This window comes from Caulobacter sp. P1_B12_2, from assembly GCF_056406675.1.
Window position 1 is genome coordinate 1 of sequence record NZ_JBFTZS010000603.1, and the last position, 2197, is coordinate 2197.

The 2197-nt window shown below is 69.3% G+C and carries 1 protein-coding gene and 1 pseudogene; one reads left to right on the plus strand and one right to left on the minus strand.

The genetic code is table 11. The features are described from left to right. The coding region (locus AC1DZ6_RS23890; RefSeq protein ID WP_477099594.1) for a phosphoglucomutase, alpha-D-glucose phosphate-specific at nt 1-1352 on the plus strand (1352 nt) is incomplete at its 5' end. 662 nt (nt 1353-2014) lie between these two features. Here the strand turns inward: AC1DZ6_RS23890 and AC1DZ6_RS23895 are convergent. Further along, nucleotides 2015-2110 (minus strand): annotated as a pseudogene (locus AC1DZ6_RS23895) (hypothetical protein); the annotation flags it as partial. Nucleotides 2111-2197 lie beyond the last annotated feature (87 nt).

Consider the following 2197-nt stretch of genomic DNA (forward strand, 5'->3'; position numbering starts at 1 on the left):
CGCTGGAGGTGCTGGTCGCCAACGGCGTCGAGACGCTGATCGACTCGCGCGACGGCTTCACCCCGACCCCGGCGGTCTCGCACGCCATCCTGCGCCATAACCGCACGCACCCGGGCCAGGCCGACGGCATCCTGCTGACCCCGTCGCACAACCCGCCGCGCGACGGCGGCATCAAGTACAACCCCCCTTCCGGCGGCCCGGCGGGGGGTGACGCCACCTCGGTGATCGCCGCCCGCGCCAACCAGTTGCTCGAAGGCGGGCTGAAGGACGTCAGGCGCATCCCGTTCGAACGCGCCCGGGCCGGCGCCGGGCGCTACGACTTCCTGGCCCACTATATCGACGACCTGCCCACCATCCTGGACCTGGACGTCATCCGCGCCGCCGGCGTGAAGATCGGGGCCGATCCGCTGGGCGGGGCAAGCGTCGGCTATTGGGGCGAGATCGCCGACCGCCACCGGCTGGACCTGACCGTGGTCAACGACACCGTCGATCCGCGCTGGGCCTTCATGCCGCTCGACAACGACGGCAAGATCCGCATGGACTGCTCGTCCGGCGCGGCCATGGCCAACCTGATCAACGCCATGGCCGGCGGGGCGGGCTATGACGTGGCCACGGGCAACGACGCCGACGCCGACCGCCATGGGATCGTCACCCCCGACGGCGGGCTGATGAACCCCAACCACTACCTGGCCGCCTCGATCGCCTATCTGTTCGCCAACCGGCCGGCTTGGGGGCCCGACGTGGCCGTCGGCAAGACCCTGGTGTCGTCGTCGATGATCGACCGCGTGGTCGCGGGCCTGGGCCGCCGCCTCTTGGAGGTGCCGGTCGGCTTCAAGCACTTCGTGCCGGGCCTGCTGGACGGGTCCGTCGGTTTCGGCGGCGAGGAGTCGGCCGGGGCCTCGTTCCTGCGCCGCGACGGCACGGTGTGGACCACCGACAAGGACGGCCTGCTGCTGGCCCTGCTGGCCGCCGAGATCCAGGGCAAGACCGGCCAGAGCGCCAGCCAGCTTTATACGGGCCTGACCGAACAATACGGCGCCCCGTCCTACGCCCGCATCGACGCCCCGGCCAACCGGGCGGAGAAGGCGCGGCTGGGGGCGCTCGCGCCCTCCGACGTGTCCGCGAAATCGCTGGCCGGCGAGCCGATCACCGCCATCCTGACCGCCGCTCCCGGCAACGGCGAGGCGATCGGCGGCCTGAAGGTCACGACCCAGAACGCCTGGTTCGCGGCGCGGCCGTCGGGGACCGAGGACGTCTACAAGATCTATGCGGAGTCGTTCCTGGGCGATGATCATCTCAAGTCGGTGCAGGCCGAAGCGCGGGATGTGGTGGCGACTGCCTTGAAAGGCTGAAGCGGCGATCCCTTGCCCCCTACGGACCGCTTCGCGGTCGTCTTCCCCCACAGGGGGAAGAGGTGCTTGGCGCGGCGGCCTCCGCCCCCYMYGGGGGCGGACAGRCSGCGAAGCSGYCAGGTGGGGGCAAGTGTTSGCGGGCACGRCTTYTCAAGCTCACGCCTTCGGCTGTGAGCKGATCGGAAAGGGTCGCGGAGCGCCGGACACCGTCCGGAGTGTTTTAGAGAAATACCGTTTCGACGAAGCCTKSCGCTCCGCGCCAYCGTTATYCGCCAGCCCTCAACGCTAGGCCCTGTTRGRGCCGCGCCTTGGAGCCCGCGACGGGCGGGTCAGGCCAACGCGCCTGATCCCGGACCGCGAGCGTCGTCCGCCCGCCTGCTGCAAAGTCGGCCCCCAACCAACGCTGTATCCGTGTTCCGYGCCCAGCCGGCACCAGATGGATGGGGTTTGATCCTGCCAAACTCACGCGACAGAACCGCCGACAGAGCTCCCCGCTCGATCGCCCCYCGCCGCCGCATCGGTCGCTGGCCATGCGCCCTTTCCCTGCGTCGAGGTGAGWYMAGGATACGGSMGGTTTGGAGRGTGGGGACAAGATCGGGTCGAGAAAGTTCAGGGYGTTGAAATCRCYGGAGTTTGYTYGCYGYACGCTSAGCATAAGCGTCTCAAAACCCTCTCCCAGAGGGAGAGGGCGGGGCCCGCCGCGAAGCGGTGGGAGGATGAGGGGTTTAGACGTCAGACGGCGTGCCGGCAGGGCGTCGGTGTGAAATCGGACAGGGTGAAACCTCTCACCCTCCCACCGCTTCGCGGCGGGCCCCTCCCTCTCTCTAAGAGAGAGGGATCCCGAA